Source organism: Archangium gephyra (assembly GCF_042230915.1).
GTDB classification, from domain to species: Bacteria; Myxococcota; Myxococcia; order Myxococcales; family Myxococcaceae; genus Archangium; species Archangium gephyra_B.
In genome coordinates this window covers 8070047-8090448 of sequence record NZ_CP102578.1, presented here as the reverse complement: position 1 = coordinate 8090448, position 20402 = coordinate 8070047, and the positions used below count along the sequence as shown (strand labels likewise).

Here is a 20402-nt window from a genome sequence, read left to right as displayed (position 1 = left end):
AACCCCATAGCATTCGATTGCAATCGAATGGGATTCAGCCCGGGGTGAATGTCATCCGGTGGGAATCAGATGACATTCGGATGTTCCTGAACGACGAAACGGAGGCTCACTCCACGGGCGTGCTGGCCCTGGGCGCCACCCGTCCGCCGCGGAACCCGCGCCAGCGCACATACCGGGTGAAGTCGCGCTCGAAGGCGTCCGGCGGCAGCCCGATGGCCCTCTCGAAGGCCTGCGGGAACTCCTGTCCGCCCTTCATCTCGCGCAGCACGCCGCGCACCGCGTCCTCGCCATAGCGCTTCACGAGGAACGCGAAGGCATGGTGCGCCACGCCATAGATGAGGTTCGAATCGTCCCGGTACAAATCGCCCGGCCTGCGCACCGGATCGCTTCCGGGCGTGCGCTCGAAATGGCGGGCGATCTCCTCCAGTGACACCCACCGGTACGACTGCTCCGCCGTGTACGAGGCCATGCCCTCGCGGAACCACAGGGGAATCTGCTTGCGCGACCAGCCACGCCGGTCCGCCGCCTGCTGGTACATCACGCTGTGGGTGAGCTCGTGCAGGAGCAGCTCGTTGAGCTGCGGCTGGGTGGCCCCGGCCGCGCCCCAGGTGGAGGGGGCCTGGATGAACACCTCGTCATACCGGCTCCAGGCGCGCAGCCAGCTGTAGCCGTGCTGCCGGACGGCGGCCTCCAGCGCCGCGTGGTCGGGCATCACCTTGATGGTGATGGGCTCGCGCAGCGTGCCCCAGCGCTCCAGCTTGGGCAGGGCCTCGGTCACGGCCTGCTGGACCCGGGCGGCTTCCTGCTCGTGGCCGGGGGCGTATTCGATGCGGAACCGGCCGGCGGGGCTCTCCATGGCCACCGAGGCCTCGAGGGCCGCCTCGGGGGCCGAGAACCGGGTGGCGGCGCAGCCCGGCAGCAGCACCAGCACTCCCAACGCCACGATGCGCATCACCATCTTCATTCCACGTCCAGCCAGTGCAGCACCGTGCGGCCCACGTCCGCCACGGTGGCCAGCGACTCCAGTCCGGGAGTTGGCGGGCCAAAGTAGAGCACGGGCACGGCGTTGAGGGTGTGGGAACGTGTAGTCAGATCCTCCACGTTCCCATGGTCGCTGCACACCAGCACCCGGGCGTCGGGAGGCCGGGTGGCGATGACGGCGCGGGTGAAGGCATCGAAGGTGTCCAGGGCCTCGCGGGCGGCGGCGAAGTCCTGGGCGTGCCCGGCCTCGTCCGCCAGGTAGTGCTCGAAGAAGGTGAAGTCCGCCTCGCCGGCCACGCGCCAGAAGACGGCGGCGGCCTCGGCCGGGGTGCGCTGGGGGGCGGACAGGCTCCGGGCCTGGGCCCGCTCGCCGGTGATGTCATGGGTGAGGCCCTGGCCGGCCCGGGCGTCCTCCAGGGTGCGCAGGGGGACGTCCGCAGCGGCGAAGGCCAGCGTGCTGGCGGAGGCCTTCAGGCGGCGCAGGGCGGCCGGGGGCAGGGTGAACTCGGGGGGGCTGGAGGAGGGGCGCCGGGTGAGCTTCAGCGCGTCCAGGTAGGCCACCGGGTAGCTGTTGGCGAAGGTGGCGCTGCGGCCCGCGGCCACCAGCCGCTTGACGATGGAGTGCCGGGCCAGCAGCTCGCGCAGGGGGGCGTCCGGGTAGCCCAGCACGTGCCGGCCGATCAGCACGGGGGCGGGGTGGCCGGTGAGGATGGCCGTCTGATTGGAGGCGGACTGTGGCCGCCCGGCCACGCCGAAGGTGGGGTCCACCGGGAAACATTGACCCCCCTCGGGAAGCGCGCGGGGGGGTTCATCCCGGAAGTGGGAGAGGAGATAGTCGCGGCTGGCGAGTGGATTCGCCTCCGGCTCGTTTCGTCCGATGCCGACCCCATCGATGAACAGGACCACGACGCGCATTGCGTGGGACTGTATCCTGGCCGCAAGACACCCATGGCTCTCCACGGCGACTTCTCCAGCTTCCCCCTTCCCGAACTGCTCCAGTGGTTGGATAGCTCCCGCAAGACGGGCACGCTCCAGCTCCTCACCTGGGAGGGCGGCGAGCGCAAGCTCTACCTGCTCTCGGGGCAGGTGCTCTCCGTGTCCCACGAGGGGCTCTGGGGGCGCGTGGCCCGGGTGCTCTCCCTGGCGAAGCTGGCGGATGGCGCGGCGGTGCTGGCCGCCTTCAAGTCCATTCCCCCGGGCACCGAGGACGTGGAGCCCTTCTTCCGCGAGCACAAGGTGGACCCGAAGCTGGTGCGCGACCTGGTGCGCGAGGAGATGCTCGGCTCCATGGTGGACCAGACGCGCGGGGGCCATGGCGCCTTCCACTGGACGGAGGACCTGGACCGCACGGGCGAGGAGTGGGGCCCCTGCGAGATGAGCCTCCGGGAGCTGCTCTTCGAGTCGCTGCGCTGGTTGGATGAGCAGGGGGATGTGGACCGGGTGCTGCCGGGAGACGCGCTGACGGTGCGCTCGCTGGTGCAGCCGAGCCCGCGCCAGCCATTGCTGCACCGCATCCTGCTGACGATGTGCGCGGGCGGGCAGAACATGGGGCGGCTGAGGCTGTCGCTGGGCCTGTCGCGCTCGAACATCACGCGCCGCGTCTTCGAGCTGCTGAAGGCGAAGCAGGTGGAGGTGGAGGGCGCACCGGAGGTGGTGGTGGATCCGGTGAGCGACATGCTGGAGAAGGGCGCGGTGCTCATCCGCGAGGGCCAGTACGACGCGGCGGGGCTGGTGTGCGCGTCGCTGCTGTCGAGCGATCCGGCGGACCGGCGGGTGCGCGAGTTCGCGAGGATGGTGCAGAGCGAGCACGTGGCGGCGCTCTACGCGGAGCTGCCGCCGCTGTCGGTGGCGGAGCTGCGGCCGGATCCGGAGGCGCAGACGCTGCTCAAGCAGGAGGAGCGGCAGGTGGCGGGGCTCGTCAACGGCGCCTGGGACGTGTCCACGCTGGTGCTGGCCAGCGCCGCGCGCGAGCTGGACACGCTCAAGACGCTGGCCAAGCTCAAGCGGATGGGCCTGCTGCACCTGCGCTGAGGGGGCGGGAATGTTGGCCTCGCTCCGCCAGCGGGTAGGCTGCGCGGAGCGAGCGCGACGATGACCACCCTGACCCACGCCGAGGCCGTCCCCCTGTTGAAGAAGGAGTACCAGGACGGGAGGCTCATTCCCTTCCTCGGTGCCGGCTTCTCCAAGCCGCTGAAGCTCCCGGATGGCAGCCAGCTCATCGCCTCCCTGGCGAAGACGCTCGGCTTCGAGCCCGAGCTGTTCGACATGCACGGCCGCTTCGAGCAGCTCGCCGAGTTCTTCGCGCTCTCCGCGCCCAACCGCTTCCATCAGCTCGTCTACGACATGACGCGGAGCTTCGACTCCGCCGACGCCGAGACGCGCCGCAAGACGTCCCCCATGCACCTCGCCCTGGCGGCGCTCGACTGGCGGACCATCTACACCACCAACTACGACAAGCACGTCGAGGGGGCGCTCGAGGACGCGGGCAAGCGGGCGGCGGTGCTGGCCTCCTTCGCGGACTTCCAGGGTCCCCGCGCGCGGGACGTGTGCGAGGTCGTCAAGTTCCACGGCACGCTGGACCAGCCGGACACCATCGTCCTCACCGAGAGCTCCTACTTCCGGCGCATGGCGCTGGAGGCCCCGCCGGACCAGCGGCTGCGCGCGGACCTGCTCGCCAACAGCTTCCTGTTCATCGGCTACAGCTTCAGCGACACCAACATCCGCTACATCTGGTACCGGATGAACCAGCTGCGCGAGCAGAGCCAGTTGGGCGTGAAGCACGCCCAGTCCCGGCGGTGCTTCTTCGCCACCCACGGGGCCGGGCTCGTGCAGCCGGACATCCTCGAGCAGTGGAACATCGACGTCATCCAGCTCGACCCCACCGACAAGTCCGCCAGCGTCGCGAGACTTCTCGAGAGCATCGCCTGAGCGCGGAGCCTGCCCACCATGGCGCCTACCTGGTACTACAACACCACCAACCCCGAGAAGCTGCGGGAGTTCCAGCATGTCCTCGGCGGCTCGTCACGGCTCGGCTACCTGAAGGAGAAGATCACGGAGATCCTCGACAAGGAGCTCGAGACGGTCATCCAGGCCAAGGCGATCGCGGCCTACCGGGCCGTCCGCGTGCCCGTCATCGTCGAGCACGGGGCGCTGTGCATCGAGGCCCTCAACGGCCTGCCCGGTGCGCTCGTCAAGCCGTTCTGGGAGTCCCTGGACACCCGGCTGTGCGAGGTGGTGCCCGCGGGCAATCGAGCGGCCCGGGCCCGCGGTGCCTTCTGCTACTGCGACGGCCGGGTGCGCCACGTCCTCATCGAGGAGACCGAGGGAGAGATCGCCCCCAGTGCGCGCGGGACGGGCGGCTTCCACTGGGATCCGATCTTCATCCCCCAGGGGCAGACGCGGACGTTCGCGGAGATGAGCCTCGACGAGAAGCTGAGCTTCTCTCCCCTGGGCAAGCTCCACGCGCGGCTGCGCAAGGAGCTGGGGCTGTAGGCCGGGGCGCCGCTACTCCGACGCGGGCGTGGGCAGGCCCGCGGCGTGGAGGCGGGAGAAGATCTGCATCAGCACGTAGAGCGCGAACGCCGCGTCATCCACGCGGTTGCTCGAGCGGGCCGCGAGCGTCTGCAGCTTGAGCAGATCCGCCCCGTCCACGTGGAGCAGGTGGGCCTGGGCGCCCAGCGTCCCCTCGCCGGCGAACGCGAGCCCGCGCCGCGCGGCATCGAGGCAGGCCTGGATGCACGTCCCATAATCCCCGGAGGAGAAGGCTCCCTCGGCGGCGCGCGCGTGGTCGAAGAGCTCCGAGGGCGCCAGCGCGCTCGCGGGCCCGAGCGGCCGCTGTCCGGTGAGGGCGGGGGGCGCGACGGCGGGGGCCACCTGCACCTGGGGCGGCGCGACGATGGCCGGCATGCTGCGCGAGGGGCGCGCCACCATGGGCGCCGGTGCCGCCGCCGTCGCCGCGGCCGGGGCGGTGGCGGAGGGCACGCGGCTCGCCAGGTGCTGGCTGAGCTGGGCCTCCAGCCCTCCACCGCCGCTGGCCTTGGGGGCGCCCAGCGAGGGAATGGCCGGGGTGGCGGTACGGGGCGGGGGGACGATGCGCTTGACGCGCAAGTCCTGGATGACCAGCCGGGTGATGGCCTTGAGGGCGTCGAGCACGCCGCGGCCGCTGAGGGCCTCGGTCTCGAAGTCGGGGACGTTGCGCGGGTTGAGCGCGGCGCGCAGCTCGGCCACGGGCAGCGCCTTGGGGATGTCGCGCTTGTTCCACTGGATCACCAGGGGGAAGCGCTCCAACCGGACGCCCTGCTCGAGCAGGTTCTCCTCCAGGTTGGCCATCGACTCGCGGTTGGCGTCCATCATCTCCGGCTGCGAGTCCGCCACGAAGACCACGCCATCGGCGCCCTGGAGCACCAGCTTGCGGGTGGCGTTGTAGAAGACCTGGCCGGGCACCGTGTACAGCGCGAGCCGCACCGTGCAGTCATTCACCCGCTCGACCTTGACGGGCAGGAAGTCGAAGAAGAGCGTCCGGTCTCCCTCGGTGGCGATGGACATCATCTCGCCGCGATGCGCGGGGCGCACGGTCTCGTACACCTTGCGCAGGCTCGTCGTCTTTCCGGACAGGCCCGGTCCGTAGAAGACGATCTTCACAGCCACTTCGCGGGCCACCAGGTTCACGCTGCTCACGGTGTCAGCTTACCTAGAACGACTCGCCTCTTCGCGCCAGTTGCCGACGGCACATTCGCGGGGGTGCGGGACAGGTGCTCGTTCGCCAGGAGGGCGAAGCACACGGCTTCCTTGGCGCCCTCGGGCAGCCCGAGCACGTCCAGGGGGCGGACGGGCAGGGGCGCCAGCCGGGCCGTCAGCCGCTCCATCAGCACCGGATTGCGGGTGCCGCCGCCGGAGACGTACACCGCCTCCAGGGCGAAGCGCGGCAGCAGCCACTGCTCATAGGCCCGGGCGGTGGCCTCCACCGTGAACGCCACCGCCGTGGCCATCAAATCGTACGGGCGCGTAGCACCGTGGCGCTCCCACAGCCGCTCCACCAGCGCGTCGCCGAAGCCCTCGCGGCCGGCGCTGCGGGGTGGGGGCAGGGCGAGGAAGGGGTGCGCGAGCAGCTCCGCCAGCAGCTCGGGGATGACGCGGCCCTGGCGCGACAGGCGCCCGTCCTGGTCGCACTGGAGCTCGCCGCCCGTCATCCGCCGGGCCAGCCCGTCCATCACCATGTTGCCCGGCCCGGTGTCGAAGGCGATGGTGTCCTCGAGCCGGTCGCTCACCACGCTCACGTTGCCGATGCCACCGATGTTCTGCAGCGCCCGCGCCACCCCGGGCTTCCGGAACAGGGCCCAGTCCAGGTAGGGCACCAGCGGCGCCCCCTCGCCCCCCGCGGCCACGTCCCGGGTACGGAAATCACTCACCACGGGCAGGCCGGTGCGCTCGGCGATGACGGAGGGCTCGCCCAGCTGGAGCGTGGAGGGCGTGCCGGAGAGGCTCGCCGGGAAGTGGGCCACCGTCTGGCCGTGCGAGCCGATGACGTCCACGTCCTCGGGGCGCAGGCCGGCCCGGGCGATGACCTCCAGGGCGGCCTGGGCGAAGTGTTCACCCAGGGCGAAGTTGAGCTCGCACAGGGAGCGGGCGTCGTTGGCGGCGAGCACGCGCTGGGTGAACTCGGAGGTGAAGGGCCGGGAGACGTGGGCCAGGAGGGAGATGCGGACCTCGGGGCCGGTGCCTTCGACGCGGCACAGCACGGCCTCCGCGGCGTCCACGCTGGTGCCAGACAGCAGGCCGACGCACAGGCGCGAGTTGGGAGGAGGCGGTCGCGAGCTCATGCCTGGAAGTGTAAAGCCCGGGCCCCACATCCGCTGCCCCCGGCGGGGGCGAGTGTCAGCCTGGAGGCTTGGGAACCTTCCAGCGTGCTCCGGCCTACGTGCTCCGGACGGGCTCCGCGGGGAAGGCCGGGGGGGCGGCGGGGGCCGGTGTCCTCGCGGGGGGGGCGCCCGGGGCGGGGGTCCCCGGAGAGGACTCGGTCTTCTCCGCCGTGATGAACAGCTTGTTCATCACCCGGTCCATGATGGGACTGAGGAAGCGCTCCGCGGAGAAGCCCACCGCGATGATGAGGATGGCGTAGGTGCACACCAGGGCCTCGTTGTTCCCCAGGACGATGCGCAGGGCGGGCTGGAGCTGTCCCGGGCCCTGTAACAGCGGGCCCACCACGGGCGTGGCGGTCTCGATGCTGAAGAAGAGCTGCGAGACGGCCAGCAGGTAGAAGAGGAACGCGGCGACGGCGCCGATGGAGGGCTTGACGAACAGGTAGTAGACGAACTGCCTCCAGAAGGGGCCGCGCATGACGAGGACCGGTTTGTCCGAGAGCATGTTGGCCGTGATGGCGCCCCCCGCCCCGAGCAGGATGAGCGACAGGGTGCTCATCGCCGGTCCCTTCCAGGGCAGCTCGATGGGGTTCTTGAGGATGAGCCCGGCGAACTGCGCGGGCAGATGGCCCACCAGGGTGAGGATGAACAGCAGCACCAGCAGCGCCCCGCTCAAGGTGCGGATCATCATGGTGAGATCGAGCTGCAGGAAGTACCGGTCCGAGTGCCGGAGCACCTGACGCTGGGCGCTGCGGAGGACCTGACGGGCGTGGCGCAGCTTCAGCTCCTCGTCGGGTTTCAGGCCTTCCACCCGGTGGGAGAGCTCCCGGACGCACCGGACCGCGTTGCACAACGGCCCCGGCTTGTCATCGGCCCCCAACCAGGTGGCACGCGCGATGGGCTCGTGGATGTTGCGCCGGAAGTTCTCCTCCACCATCAGCGCTTCGGTGGCGAGCATGTCGAGGGGAAGCAGGAGCAGCAGATCCGCGGCGATGCCATGGATGAGCTCCCAGAACTGGCAGTTCTCCAGCGGGAAGTGCGGCCGCCAGCGCCGTGACTCGAGCCAGCTCTCCGCCTGCTTCAGGCGCTCGCGCAGGTTCTTGATGACACTCCGGGCCTGGAGGGTCGTCTGACCCTCCTGTTGCTCCTCCAGGAAGCGCAGTGTGGACTCCAGGCTGCGCAGCTTCGCCCAGCGCTTGCCAGTGCGGTGCGGCAGTTGGGTGTCTTCCATGGCGGACCTCCTCCAGGAAGAAGGGGGCCCGCGCGCGGGATGTGACGCCGTCTCCCGGGATGAGTGGGGAAGGGCCTGCCTCCCCGCCCGGCCAGGGCCGTGACGGGTGTCCTGGCTCAGCCGGGGGCTGTCAGGATCCACCGGTCCAGGTGCCGTGGCCCTGGCGGCGCGGGACCCCGCTCCCCGGCGCTCGCCTGGGGAGACAGGAGGGGCGCCACGGCTGGCTCACGCGGGCTCGAGACGCCGGAGAGGGCACTCCCGAGACGTTCCTGCTCCTGTCTCCAACGCCGGAGGCCAGGGCACCGCGGCGGTTCGAGCACCTGCGGCAAGCGGGCGCACTCCTCCCGGGCCGGAGGACCCGCCGCGGAGCCTCCGGTTCCTGAATGCAGTGTGAGCGGTGCCGTGAGGGCAGGCGCGAGTCCCGCCTGGAGTGCTTCAGCTCCGTGCGGAGGGGGCACCTCGGGCGCTTCGTCAGGTGCGGCGGGGCCGGGGGTGACGGGCCGGCTCCAGGGTCTTCGCCTGAGCAACCCGAGGGCCTCCGCCGGCCGGAACGCGGCGACGTGCACCGTGGCCTCGCCCGTCGAGCGGACGATGACGGTGGGCGCCGGGCGCGGGGGGCTCGGCTCCAGCGCGGTGGGGCGGGAAGGGTGCTCCTCGCGCGGCCGGGTGAAGCGGGCGGCGAGCACACCGCCACGAATGCCCTGCTCGGCCATCATGAAGATGCGCCGGCCCCGGACACTGGGCTCGCTCGGGGGAGGGGACTGGAGGGACGCCATGCGCGGGGCCTGCTCCTCCCGCGCGCGTCCGCACCCGCTCAGCTCATTGCCGGCCAGCGTGGCGGTGCCCCAGCTCACCTGGATGCAGTCCTCCGCGGTGGCGCTCACCGAGGTGTTCTTCACCGCCGCGCTCATGCCCAGCGAGATGCCCTGGTGGGCCTGGGTGATGACGGCTCCGTGGATCTCCGTGCCCCGGCCACCGCGCACCCGGATGCCGTACCAGGAGCCGCTGCCGCCCTGGGAGGTGAGCTCGACGGGGCGCTCCGCGGTGCCTCGCACCACCAGCGTCCCATCGATGATCAGCTCCACCCGCCGCGGATCCACCCCGGACTTCAGCGCGTCACTGGACGCGGCGATGACCCGGACGCCGGGCTCGAGGGTGAGCTTCGTGCCCCAGGCCACGGTGACATCGCCCTGGAGCACATAAGGGCTGCCACGCCTCGTCCAGACGGTCGAGGTGGAAAGCGTTCCCCGCACGTCCGTGGCGGAGGCCAGGGCGGGAAACAGAAGCAGGGCTAGCAGTACGGCGCGCATCACGGAGCCGATGCTAGTGCGCTCCCTCTCGAGTCCTGGAGCGCCGTCTGGAGTGCGGCCGGGCGGGCTGGCGCCAGCCCGCGAATTCGGATGGGATGGGGGCGCGCGCGCTTGCCAACGGTCCGGAACCGGATTAGTTCCAATACGAACATTTCAGTCCATAGCCTTCACGGTGTGAACCTTTCGGGTGCGAACGATGCCGGCTCACTACAAAGGCAGTGCGCGGGAAGTGCGGGCGCTCGACACGTTCGTCAAGCTGACCCGGGCGACGGAGACGCTCGGGGCGCGGCTCCAGCGGCACCTGGCCAGCCTGGAGATCACCCCGCCGCAGCTCGCGGTGCTGGAGGCCCTGCTGCACGTGGGGCCCATGAACCAGAGCGAGCTGGGCCGCAAGCTGCTGCGCAGCAACCCCAACATGACGGCGCTGCTGGACAACCTCGAGCGCAGCAAGTGGATCCAGCGCGAGCGCAGCCCGGAGGACCGCCGGGTGGTGGTGGTGAGCCTCACTCCCGAGGGCCGGCGCGTCATCGAGCGGGTGTTTCCCGCCCATGCCGCCCACGTCACGGCGCTGCTGGGGGCCCTGACCGCCGAGGAGCAGGAGACGCTCGGCGCGCTCTGCAAGAAGCTCGGCCTCTCGCTGTCCGAGGGCTGAGCCCCACGGCTTCCGGTGTCCCGCAACGAAGTTTCCGCTCGCGCATTTAGTTCCAGTACGAACCATTAGGGTTCGAAGCAAAAGGAGACGGTCATGAGCAAGGTGGGGATGAGCACGCGTTCTGTCGTGAAGGTGGTGCAGGCCCTGCGTACAACCGAGGGCGAGGGCTTCGTGGTGCGCCGGCCGTTCCCCGTGGCGGGCTTCATGCAATTCGATCCCTTCCTGCTGCTGGACGAGCTGGGGCCGGTGGACCTGCCGCCGGGCCAGGCGAAGGGCGCGCCGGATCACCCCCACCGGGGCTTCGAGACGGTCAGCTACATCCTGGAGGGCCGGCACGAGCACGCGGACTCGGCGGGCCACGCGGGCGAGCTCGGGCCGGGGGACGTGCAGTGGATGACGGCGGGGGCGGGCGTGGTGCACTCGGAGATGCCGGCGCGCGAGTTCTCCCGGACGGGCGGCCGCATGCACGGCTTCCAGGTCTGGGTCAACCTGCCCCAGCGCGACAAGATGATGGCGCCGCGCTACCAGGAGCTGCCGTCCGCGCGCATCCCGGTGGCGTCGACGCCGGATGGCCGGGTGCGGGTGAAGGTGATTGCCGGCGAGTCGCTCGGCGCGCGCGCGGCCATCGACACGCGCACGCCCATCCAATACCTGCACTTCACGCTCGCTCCAGGAGGCCGGTTCGAGCAGCCGGTGCCGGGGGACCACAACGCCTTCGCCTACGTGTTCGGCGGCGAGGGCACGTTCGGCCCGAAGGGGACGCGCGCGGTGGATGGACAGGCGGTGCTGTTCGCCAACGACGCGGACTCGGTGGTGATGGAGAACACGGGCAACCAGCCCCTGCAGCTCCTGCTGCTCTCGGGCGTGCCGCTGAAGGAGCCGATGGTGCGCTACGGGCCGTTCGTGATGAACACCCAGGCGGAGATCATCCAGGCGTTCGAGGACTACCAGAGCGGGAGGATGGGGCGGATCCACCGCTGAGCCGCTTCAGGGGAGCAGCCCGCGCTCCCGGGCCAGCGACAGGGCGCGGGCGTTCTCCGGCACCTGGTGCAGGAAGCGCTCGCGCTGGGGCGCCTCGGGAATGTCCGCGGCGCGCGTATGCACGTGCCGCAGGGCCTCGCGCAGGGCGGCCTCGCCCGCTCCGGTGTCGCCGTCCGCGAAGCAGGCCTCGGCCAGGGCCAGGGTCAGTCCCACGGAGGCGGCTCCCGCATCCCCCATCTCCTCCAACTCCTGGACTCCGAGCGAGGCCTCCTGGCGGGCCTCAGCGGTGCGGCCCTGGGCCAGCAGGGCGGCACTCAGCAGCGCGCGCGCCAGCAGCGCGTGGTACGGGCTTCGCGGTACACACGCCTGGCGGGCCCAGGCCTCGGCCTCGACGGGCTCCCCGCACGCCAGCGCCACCCGCGCCAGGGCGAGCCGGGCCATGGCCATGAAGGAGGCCCCGAGGGGCTGCTGTCCCTCCACCCACTCCCTCGCCAGGGCACGCGCCTCCTCGCGCTCGGCCTTGTCGGGACTGCCGGACAGCACCAGCGTGAGATGGCTCCGGGCGAAGGTGTGCGAGATGAAATCCCCGGTCCGCTCGCCCGCCGCCTGTGCTTCCCGCAGCGCCCTCAGCGCGGCGGGCAACTCCCCCAGGGCCGCCAGCGCCAGCCCCTCCGTCACCTGCGGGCCGATCCACTCGGGCCAGCCCATCTCCCGGAAGCACTGCATCGACTGCCGGACCCGCAGCAGGCTCCGCCACGGACGCGGCTCCAGGTGGTGCAGGGCGAATCCACTCGCGTAGCCCGCCCACGCCTGGATGGAGAGGGTGTGCGCGGAGCCTTCGCCGCCGAGCCCGTCCAGGCGCTCGAGCCAGGCCAGGGCCTCCCGGCGCGCGCCGAGCCAGGTCAGTCTCAGCGCCGTGAAACAGGCCGTTTCGGCATAGGCCGCCCGGGCCCCCTCCTCGGGGGTGGCATGCCACAGCCTGTCGGCCAGCTCGCTCACGCCATCGGACTGGGTCGCGAGGATGCCGCTGATGATGAGGAACTCCATCACCTTGCACCACGGGTAGCCGCCAGCCCTCAGCTCCGGCAGCAGCGCCGGGAGGGAGCCGGCCTGGCTCATGTCCCCTCCCCACAGGGCCGCCATGGCCCGCAGCGCGCTCAGGTGGGCCCGGGCCTCGGCGCTGGGGCCGCAGCGCAGGGCGGCCTCCACGCTTCGCAGGACCCCATGCACGTCGTGGCGGTTGAGGAGCTGCTCGGCCATCAGCCCGTGGAAGTGGACGGCGCGCTCGGGCTGCTGGCCCAGCCAGGCATGCTCGGCGAGCACCCCGGGGTTATGCTCTCCGGCCCGCTCCAGCCACGCACCGGCCAGCCGGTGGCCCACGGGCTTCGAGCCGTCGGGCACCAGCCCGTAGGCCGCATCCCTCACCAGCGCGTGGCGGAAGCGGTACTCCGGCTCGGAGGGAAAGCGGCGCGTGGGCTGCTCCTCGATGAGTTCCAGCGCCTCCAAGCGCCGCAGCCGGCCTTCCAGCGGCCGCGGCTCCTCCAGCCCCAGCACGGCGCCCACCCCGCCCGCCCAGAAGGTGCGGCCGAAGAGGCTGGCGGCCAGCAGCACCTGGCGCTCACCGGGCTCCAGCCGCGACAGGCGCGCCTGCAGCATGGCCAGCACCGTCGCGGGTGCCGTCTCCCCCCGCCCCTCGGCCACCCCGCGGATGAGCTCCTCGAGGAAGAGCGTGTTGTCGGCGCTCTGCTCCACCAGGCGCTCGATGACGGACCCGGCCACCTGCGGCCCGAGCACCTCGTGCACCAGCCGCGCACACGCCTCGCGGCCGAGGCCTCCCAGGGAGACTTCCCGCACGGCGCCGGGCCACGGGTGGGGGAAGAGCGCGTGCACCTCGGGCCGCGCCAGGGCCAGCACCAGCAGGGGGTGCCCGGCCAGCGCTCGCAGCAACTCGCCCACCCACCTGAAAGAGGGTTCATCGCCCCAGTGCAGATCCTCCAGCACCAGCAGCACCGGGCCCTGCTGGCACTCGGCCTGGAAGAAGGTCACCAGGGCCCGGTCCACCTGGGCCTTCAGCAGTTGGGGCGCGCCACGCATCGCGTGCAGCCGGGGGCTGTGCTCGTCCGGGAAGGGGATGCCGCACAGCTCGCCGAGGAACCCGATGACCTCGCGCGCCTCGCCCGGAGGCAGGTGGCGCGCCAGCCGCTGCTCCAGCTTCCGCCGCTTCACCTCGAGCGGCTCGCCCTCGGCGGCACCGCACAACCCCCGGAGCGCCTGGCCCAGCAGTCCGCCGGCCGAACCCGTCCCCAGGGGCTCTCCACGGCCCATCAGCACCCGCACCTCCCGTCCCTCGTGCTCGAGGCGGCGGAGGAACTCATGCCGCAGCCGGGACTTGCCCGTGCCGGCGGGGGCCGTCACCAGCACGGCCTGGGCGAGGCGTTGCTCCACGCAGGAAGAGAGGGCCCGCTCCAGCAGCGCCAGCTCCTCCTCGCGGCCTACGCACGGGGTGGGTCTGCCCAGCAGCGGGCGCGAGGCGTCCGCGCTCGAGCGCTCTCCCTGGAGCAGGAACAGGTCCGGCTGGAGGCGCGTGAGTTGGAAGCCAGCCCCCAGCAGACCGGCGGACAGCTCATCCAGCAGCACGTGGGCCGTGGCGCTGGCGGGCAGCCCGCTCCACCGCAGCAGGAGCTGGCCGGCACGATCCACGGCCTCGCCCACCGGCAGACGCCCGCTGGGCAGACCGCGGCCGGTGGCGAGCCCCACGGAGGCCTCGGGCCAGCGCTCCTTGAGGGACAGGGCGCAGCGGGCGGCCAGCGTCGCCTGATCCGTCGCGGTCCCATGGCCCGGCGGAAACGCGATGCCCAGCGAGCCATCCGCCAGCACCTCCACGACAGCGCCCTGGGGTACCAGCAGCGCGCGCAGCGAGTCGCGCAAGGAGCCCAGGGCCGTCAGGTCCACCGTGTCCCCGTCGAGCGCCGGGCCTGGGAGCGCCGCCAGGAGGATGCTGACGAGCTGCTGCTCGGTGCGGGCCAGGCTCTCGCGGGGTGGCTCCTGGACGCGGCCAGGGCCCCCGCCGCCACCGGACGCGTCGAGTGCCTCCAGCGCGGCGCGCAGGTGGCCCGCGTCTGGCGGCCGCTTCCGCGGATCCTTGGCCAGCATGTGCTCCACCAACTCGTGCAGGGGCTGGGGCAGCTCGGGGCGCAGGGTCCGGAGCGCCTCCGGCTCGGTGAGGAGGATCTTCGCCAGCATCGCGCCGGAGTGGGGCGCGGAGAAGGCGCGCCGGCCGCTGAGGCACTCGTAGAGGACACAGCCCAGGGAGAAGATGTCCGCGCTGGGGGTGGGCTCGCCCTGGCAGGAGGCCTGCTCGGGGGCCATGTAGCCCGGGGTCCCGAGCATCAGCCCCTGGTCCGTCAGGGCGCGCGAGGGGGCGAGGGGACGGGCCAGGCCGAAGTCCAGCAGCACCACGTCCTCGGGGCGCCCCGCGCGCAGGAAGAGGTTGGAGGGCTTGAGGTCGCGGTGGACGATGCCGTGCCGATGGGCCACCTCGAGTGCCTCGGACGCGTGGCGCAGCAGGGCCAGGGTCTCCGGCGGGCTCAGGGGCTGGCGCGCGAGGCGTTGAGCGAGGTCCTCGCCCTCCAACCACTCCATGGCGAGGAAGGGCTGGCCCTGCTCGGTGAGGCCGTGGGTGACGTAGGAGACGATGCGGGGGTGGTGCAGGGTGGCGAGCACCTGCGCCTCGCGGGTGAAGCGCTGGGCCGCGTCGGCGGTGGAGGTGGGGCGCAGCAGCTTGAGTGCCACGGGCCGGCCGCTGAGCGAGTCCCTGGCGCGGTAGACGGTCCCCATGCCGCCACGGCCCGCCACGGCCTCGAGGACGAAGCGGCCCGCCAGCCTCCACCCCAGGGGGAGTGACCCGGAGTCCGCCGGGTCCTGGGAGACAGACGGCGGTGGTGGGACGGGCTGGGTCTTCATCATTGCGTCCTCGTTCCACGCGAATGCGTATCACGGACACGCCGCGCCTGGGGCCGCGCCAGGGGGCGGGGGTCTGCCCTTCGTGCAATGCGAGTCATTGCACCCGCACGACCCGTGTGCCCGGCCCGGCCCGTCGAGTCCATCGTGGCGCCGCGCTCTTGCCGGGTGTAGGCGTTGCTCCTGGGTCCTGACAGGATACGCGCCGTGAACGTCTCTGCTCCCCGGCTCCCGGTGCCGGGTACCTGTCCGCTGTGCGCGAGTCCCCTGGCCCACGGCCGTTGCGTGCGCTGCGGCGCGGCCGCCTCGCCGGGTGGATTCCGGGTCCTCTCGCTGCTGTCGCAGAGCCCCCATGGACGCCTGTACGCCGCCGAGGCTCCGGATGGGAGCCGCGTGGCGCTCAAGGAGCTCGTCTTCGCGTTCGTCCCGGACGTGCGGCAACTGGAGGCGTTCGAGCGCGAGGCCCGCCTGCTGCGCGAGGTGTCGCATCCCCGCATCCCGCGCTTCGTCGCGCACTTCCACGAGGGTGAGGGCGTCCACACCCGGCTCTATCTCGCCCAGCAGTTCGTCGAGGGGACTCCGCTCGTGCGGCTCCTGCGCGAGCGCGCGCTGAAGGAGACCGAGGCGTTCGACATCGCCCACCAGGTGCTCGAGGTGTTGCAGTACCTGCACGGGCTGTCTCCGCCCATCGTCCACCGCGACATCAAACCGGCCAACCTCGTGCGGCGCGAGGACGGCACGCTCTTCCTCGTCGACTTCGGCGCGGCGAGGGATCTGCTGGGACACCGCACGGCCTCCGCCACCCTGGTGGGCACCTTCGAGTACATGCCGCCCGAGCAGCTCGGCGGCACGGTGGACGTGACGTGCGATCTCTACGCGCTGGGCGCCACCCTCATCCACCTGTTGGGCAGGCAGTCCCCGGAGCTGTTGCGCGGGCCGGACTTGGAGCTGCGCTTCGAGGGACTCGTGCCCGGCTCGGGGCGCCTGCACCGGTTCCTGCGCAAGCTGGTGGCGCGGGACCCCGCGGCCCGCTTCCCCTCCGCGCTCGATGCCCTGCTGGCCCTCGAGTCTCCGGCGGGCGATGGCAGGATCCGCCGGCCCTGGAAGCTCCAGGCCGCCCTGGGCGCCGTGCTCCTGCTCGGACTGGGCGTGGGAGTCCGGGGTCTGTTGCGGCCCGCCGCCCCGCCGCCCGAGGCTCCGCGTTCAGCACCTGTGGTGGCCGCGGTTCCCGCGCCCGCTCCGCCTCCCGAGCCCGAAACCGGGTCCGAGGAGCCAGCTCCGGCGAAGAGCTCGCTCATGGGGAGGCCCATCGCCGCGCTGGGCTCGTCCACGGAGCCGGAGCCATCGCCCGCGGTCCCGACGCGCTGGAAGCCCGCTCCTGGCCCGCTGAAGGGCTTCGACCTGGTGGCGCGCTGGCGCTTCGACGAGTTCGAGGGCGACCCCGTCATCCACGACGACACGGGCCACGGCCACGTCCAGCGGGACATCCACCGGGTCCCCGGGGTGTGGGACGGAGCAATCCGGTGCCACAACACCAACACCGACCAGGGCTTCTCCACGGACGACAAGGACGTGCTGAAGAAGCTGGAGGAAGGCTCCCTCTCGCTGTGGATCCGCCGCGATGAGCTGGCATGGACGAGCTGGGTGTTCGCCATCCGGATCGACGGTCCCACCGGCCAGGGGTTGGGCCCGGCCCTCTTCTTCGGGGACGACGGGCTGCTCCACCTCAACGGGGCCTGGCCCGAGGACGTGGTGGCGCGCGAGCCCTTCGACAAGGGAGTCTTCCACCACGTCGCCGCGACCTGGGGCGCGAAGGGCACCCGGCTGTATGTCGACGGGGCCCTCGCCGCGAGCGACAAGCGGCCCGGGCGCCTGCCCCAGACGGGACAATTCATGCTGGTGTGCATCGACCCCACCATCCGCGGCGACTCGCCCCAGCTCACCGTGGACGACCTGAGCGTCTACCGGGGAGAGTTGACGCCCCAGGCCATCGCGACCCTCGCCAGGGCTGGCCGTGGCAGGACCCGGGCGCAGCCCCTGAGCGAGGAGCACTTCTCCCAGATGCCCGAGCGCTGGACGCCCGCGGCCTCCAACGGCACCACGCGGGTGAGCGCGGTTGTCGTCGCGGAGCGGGGCGAGCACGTCCTCCACGTCTCGCGTGGCGCCGCGGCGGGTGGGGCGGGTCCCATCGTCACCTGGGAGCCGCCCTGGCGCCTCATTCCCCGGGGGAAGCAGGTGTGGCTCGAGTACGACGTCCGGGTGGACGCGCACGAGCCCGGTCCCCGCTCTCCGGAGGTTCCCGCCCAGGGGCTCGTGCTCCAGTTGGAGGTGGAGAACGAGAAGCGCGAGAAGGCCTCGCTCTGGGTGGGCCACAGTCCCCATGACGTCCGGAGTCCGGCGCGCGGTGTCACGCTGCAACGTCAGGTGCGCCCTGGCGAGTGGCTCCGCCGCCATCGGGTGGAGCTCAACGGCCTGCTCGGCCAGGACGGCCACCCGCTCGCCCGGATCGTGCGCCTGAGTGTTCTGGGGCACGGGGCGGGCGTGACGGGCGCTCTCGACAACCTCTCGTTGGTGGAGGAGTGACGCATGGTCTCGCCGCCTCCCTCTCATGAGGCCCAGCCCTGCCCGGGCTGTGCACGTCCCCACTCCGAGGCGCGCTGCTCCTTCTGCGGCGTGGCGCGGGCTCCCGGTGGGCTGCTCGTCCAGCACGTCATCGCCCAGACGCCCCATGGGCGGCTCTACCAAGCGCTCGACGCCCAGGGCCATCCCGTGGCCGTGAAGGAGCTCGTCTTCGCGCACATGCCGGGTCCGCAGTGGCTCGAGGCCTTCGAGCGCGAGGCGCGGGTGCTCCAGTCACTCGTCCATCCGAGGATTCCCGCCTTCCGGGGCGCGTTCCGCGAGGGCGAGGACGCGGCGATGCGCCTGTACCTCGTGCAGCAGCTCGTGCTCGGAGAGTCGCTGGAGGAACGTCTCGCCGGGCACCGCTTCGACGAGGAGGAGGCACGGGACATCGCGCGTCAGGTGCTCGAGGTCCTCGTCTATCTCCACGGCCGCGCGCCGCCGGTGGTGCACCGGGACATCAAGCCCGCCAACCTGCTGCGCCGCGACGATGGGCGCCTCGTGCTGGTGGACTTCGGCTCCGCGCGGGTGCTGGCGGAGGGCAACGCCAGCCCGGCCACCATCACCGGCACCTTCGGCTACATGGCTCCCGAGCAGCTCGCGGGCAGCGCCTCGCCGCGCAGCGATCTGTACGGGCTCGGAGCGACGCTGCTGCACCTGCTCAGCCGCCAGCCTCCGGAGACGCTGCTGCGCGGTGACTACGCGGTCGTCTTCGGACGCGAGGTGAATGTCTCGCGCCACTTCGCCGCCTTCCTGCGCCGCCTCGTGGCCCGGCGGCCCGAGGACCGGTTCCCCGACGCGCACGCGGCACTGCTGGCGCTCGACGGGCCCGTCGAGGATCCGCGCACACGCCGGAAACGGTGGGCCCTCGTGGGGGCAGGCGCGTCGGTGGTGGCGGCGCTGCTGGTGGTCGGGGCCTGGGGACTCCTCCGGACGCCGGCCGGGCCCGAGCCCATCGCGGCGCCCGCCGCCGTGGTTTCGCGTCCGGCTCCGGTCCCGGCTCCGGCCGTGCCGCCCGCTCCTGCTCCGGCCGTGGCCCCGGCTCCCGCGCCGGCTCCGCCACCGGACGTGACGACTCCCGTGCTGCGCGCGCAATGGTCGCTCGATGCCGACACGAAGGAGGACAAGATCGCCTCCGAGACTCCTGGCGTCCGGCCCCTGACGTTCTATCGCGCGAAGCCGCTGTTCAGCCTGCGAGGCTGGGGCGTTCTGCTGGACGAGCGGGGTGCCCTCTATCTCGATTGGCTCGGCCTTCCGAAGGACTTCATGGGGAGCACGGGCGCGGTGACGTTCTGGGTGGGCCGCTCGGGTCCAGGCCCCGGACCGCTCCTCACGCTGCTGCGCAAACAGGGGGAGGGGCTCGTCCAGGTCCGCATGGGGTGGGACGGGGAGCTGCGGCTCGGTGATGTCGGGCGATGGCAGGAGGTGGACGCGACGCTCGGCCCGGATCGCTATCACCACGTGGCGCTGGCCTGGGGACCCCAGGGCTACCGTCTCTGGCTGGACGGGCGGAGCGTGGCGAAGGCGGCGCCCCGGGAGGGCGAGGAGGTGCGGCCGCTCTACTTCAGCCTCGGCCTCGACCCGGCCCTGCACTACATCCCCAATGCCAGGATGACGGTGGACGACGTGCGCCTCTACGCGGGAGTGTTGGAGGACAAGGACGTCCAGGCCCTGGTGGAGGCGGTGCCGGAGCGGACGAGCAAGGTGCCGCCCGAGTCGGTGCCGCGCACGCAGTGGGCGTCGCGCGAGCAGCCTGTCACGGTGCTTCCCGTGCACGGCATGTCGGACTTCCAGTTGCCAGGCAGCCAGGTGAAGTCCAGCGCCTGCCGCGGGGCGCGGACGCTGGAGCTGGCCGAGGCCGTGTACACCCTGGTGCCCAACGAGCCTTCGCATCCTCCCGAGGATGGCTCGGAGCGCGAGACGCTGCTGACGCTCACGTTCGATTCGCTCGTGGGCTCGCGCCAGCCGCGCGGCCGCTGCGTGCCGGAACTGGAGGCGAGGCTGAAGGACATGGAGAAGGAGGGGCGGGAGTACGAGGCCCGGTGGCTGCCCACCACCGGCGGTGCTGGCTCCCATCCGAGGCTTCAGGTGCGCCTGCCCATGGCCGTGCGCAACGCGCGGCTCATGCTGGGCCCACCACAGGCTCCTGTCGTCCAACTCGCGGTGGACCTGTCGAACGGGGTGCAGCGGTTGACGCAGGTGGAGGGGCGCGTGGTGGATGGCCGGACGGGTCTTCCCATCGCGGGCGCGAGGGTGGGAGGGTGGATCGGCAGGAGCGGCTCGGTGTCACTGACGACGGGAGCGGATGGCGGCTTCCGCTTCGTGACGGGGGCGGAGGAGGGCAGCCTGGCGGTCACCGCCATCGGCCGGCGCCGGGTCGACGTGCCCGTGCGTATCGAATCCCACGCGTCCTTCCGGCTCGCCGATGTGCGCGTGGAGGAGCCGGTGGTGGAGCCGGGCAAGATTGGCGTGTGGCTGGAGGATGCCGAAGGAGGGGTCCGCCTGCCCGACGTGTTCCGCTCGGGACCGGCCTGGAAGGCGGGGCTGCGGCCCGGGGACGTCATCACTGGCGCCGACGGTCATTCCGTGCGCACGCAGGACGAGGCGAAGCAGTATCTCCAGGGCCCCCCGGGCACGCAGGTGAAGGTCACCCTGCTCAGAGATGGCACCGAGCATGTCCTGCAGGTGCAGCGCGAGCGTGCCGCCTCCGCGCCGCCGCGCGACTGGAGTCAGGGGGTGAAGTCCGCTGGCTCCACCCCGTAGGCCCGGGCTGATGAGAAGGGTGCACGCCCTACCGTCTTGTGCACGCG

Annotated in this window: 14 protein-coding genes; 7 read left to right on the top strand and 7 right to left on the bottom strand. The window is 71.9% G+C overall.

The genetic code is table 11. From position 1 onward, the window contains the following. Positions 1 to 106 precede the first annotated feature (106 nt). Complete coding sequence (locus tag NR798_RS31555; protein ID WP_375766234.1) at positions 107 to 964, bottom strand: hypothetical protein; 858 nt, start codon at positions 962 to 964, stop codon at positions 107 to 109. Further along, positions 961 to 1896 carry a metalloenzyme gene (locus NR798_RS31550; RefSeq protein WP_375766233.1) on the bottom strand — a complete coding sequence of 312 codons (936 nt, stop codon included), beginning with the start codon at positions 1894 to 1896 and terminating at the stop codon, positions 961 to 963. The genes NR798_RS31555 and NR798_RS31550 overlap by 4 nt, the downstream gene beginning before the upstream one ends. 33 nt (positions 1897 to 1929) lie before the next feature. Here NR798_RS31550 and NR798_RS31545 point away from each other — a divergent pair, with 33 nt between their 5' ends. The 3 genes from NR798_RS31545 to NR798_RS31535 are packed head-to-tail and all read left to right on the top strand — an operon-like array spanning position 1930 to position 4473. Next, positions 1930 to 3012, top strand: coding sequence for a DUF4388 domain-containing protein (locus NR798_RS31545; RefSeq protein ID WP_375766232.1), 1083 nt, complete (start codon positions 1930 to 1932; stop codon positions 3010 to 3012). A 60-nt stretch (positions 3013 to 3072) separates the two neighbouring features. Beyond that, the gene (locus NR798_RS31540) at positions 3073 to 3909 is read left to right on the top strand and encodes an SIR2 family protein (protein ID WP_375766231.1); all 837 of its coding nucleotides are present in this window, start codon (positions 3073 to 3075) and stop codon (positions 3907 to 3909) included. Positions 3910 to 3927: 18 nt separating this feature from the next. Next, positions 3928 to 4473, top strand: coding sequence for a non-canonical purine NTP pyrophosphatase (locus tag NR798_RS31535; protein ID WP_375766230.1), 546 nt, complete (start codon positions 3928 to 3930; stop codon positions 4471 to 4473). Positions 4474 to 4485: 12 nt separating this feature from the next. On the opposite strand, the gene NR798_RS31530 is transcribed toward NR798_RS31535, so the two are convergent. The 4 genes from NR798_RS31530 to NR798_RS31515 form a co-directional block, all read right to left on the bottom strand. Beyond that, positions 4486 to 5658 (bottom strand): ADP-ribosylation factor-like protein, encoded by a 1173-nt coding sequence (locus NR798_RS31530; protein ID WP_375766229.1) that lies wholly within the window; start codon positions 5656 to 5658, stop codon positions 4486 to 4488. After that, positions 5655 to 6800 carry an anhydro-N-acetylmuramic acid kinase gene (locus tag NR798_RS31525; RefSeq protein WP_375766228.1) on the bottom strand — a complete coding sequence of 382 codons (1146 nt, stop codon included), beginning with the start codon at positions 6798 to 6800 and terminating at the stop codon, positions 5655 to 5657. Before NR798_RS31525 ends, NR798_RS31530 begins: the two co-directional genes overlap by 4 nt. 94 nt (positions 6801 to 6894) lie before the next feature. After that, positions 6895 to 8070: a hypothetical protein gene (locus NR798_RS31520; protein ID WP_375766227.1), complete on the bottom strand. Its 1176-nt coding sequence runs from the start codon at positions 8068 to 8070 to the stop codon at positions 6895 to 6897. Positions 8071 to 8186: 116 nt separating this feature from the next. Then, positions 8187 to 9380 (bottom strand): hypothetical protein, encoded by a 1194-nt coding sequence (locus NR798_RS31515; protein ID WP_375766226.1) that lies wholly within the window; start codon positions 9378 to 9380, stop codon positions 8187 to 8189. Between the two features lie 196 nt (positions 9381 to 9576). Here NR798_RS31515 and NR798_RS31510 point away from each other — a divergent pair, with 196 nt between their 5' ends. Both NR798_RS31510 and NR798_RS31505 read left to right on the top strand, forming a co-directional pair. Continuing rightward, positions 9577 to 10032 carry a MarR family winged helix-turn-helix transcriptional regulator gene (locus NR798_RS31510; RefSeq protein WP_375766225.1) on the top strand — a complete coding sequence of 152 codons (456 nt, stop codon included), beginning with the start codon at positions 9577 to 9579 and terminating at the stop codon, positions 10030 to 10032. Positions 10033 to 10125: 93 nt separating this feature from the next. Continuing rightward, positions 10126 to 11013: a pirin family protein gene (locus tag NR798_RS31505; RefSeq protein ID WP_375766224.1), complete on the top strand. Its 888-nt coding sequence runs from the start codon at positions 10126 to 10128 to the stop codon at positions 11011 to 11013. 6 nt (positions 11014 to 11019) lie between these two features. Here NR798_RS31505 and NR798_RS31500 read toward each other — a convergent pair whose 3' ends face one another. After that, positions 11020 to 14979 carry a protein kinase gene (locus tag NR798_RS31500; protein WP_375766223.1) on the bottom strand — a complete coding sequence of 1320 codons (3960 nt, stop codon included), beginning with the start codon at positions 14977 to 14979 and terminating at the stop codon, positions 11020 to 11022. Between the two features lie 201 nt (positions 14980 to 15180). Here NR798_RS31500 and NR798_RS31495 point away from each other — a divergent pair, with 201 nt between their 5' ends. Then, complete coding sequence (locus tag NR798_RS31495; RefSeq protein ID WP_375766222.1) at positions 15181 to 17556, top strand: LamG-like jellyroll fold domain-containing protein; 2376 nt, start codon at positions 15181 to 15183, stop codon at positions 17554 to 17556. 3 nt (positions 17557 to 17559) lie between these two features. Beyond that, the gene (locus NR798_RS31490; protein WP_375766221.1) at positions 17560 to 20355 is read left to right on the top strand and encodes a protein kinase; all 2796 of its coding nucleotides are present in this window, start codon (positions 17560 to 17562) and stop codon (positions 20353 to 20355) included. Positions 20356 to 20402: the final 47 nt, after the last annotated feature.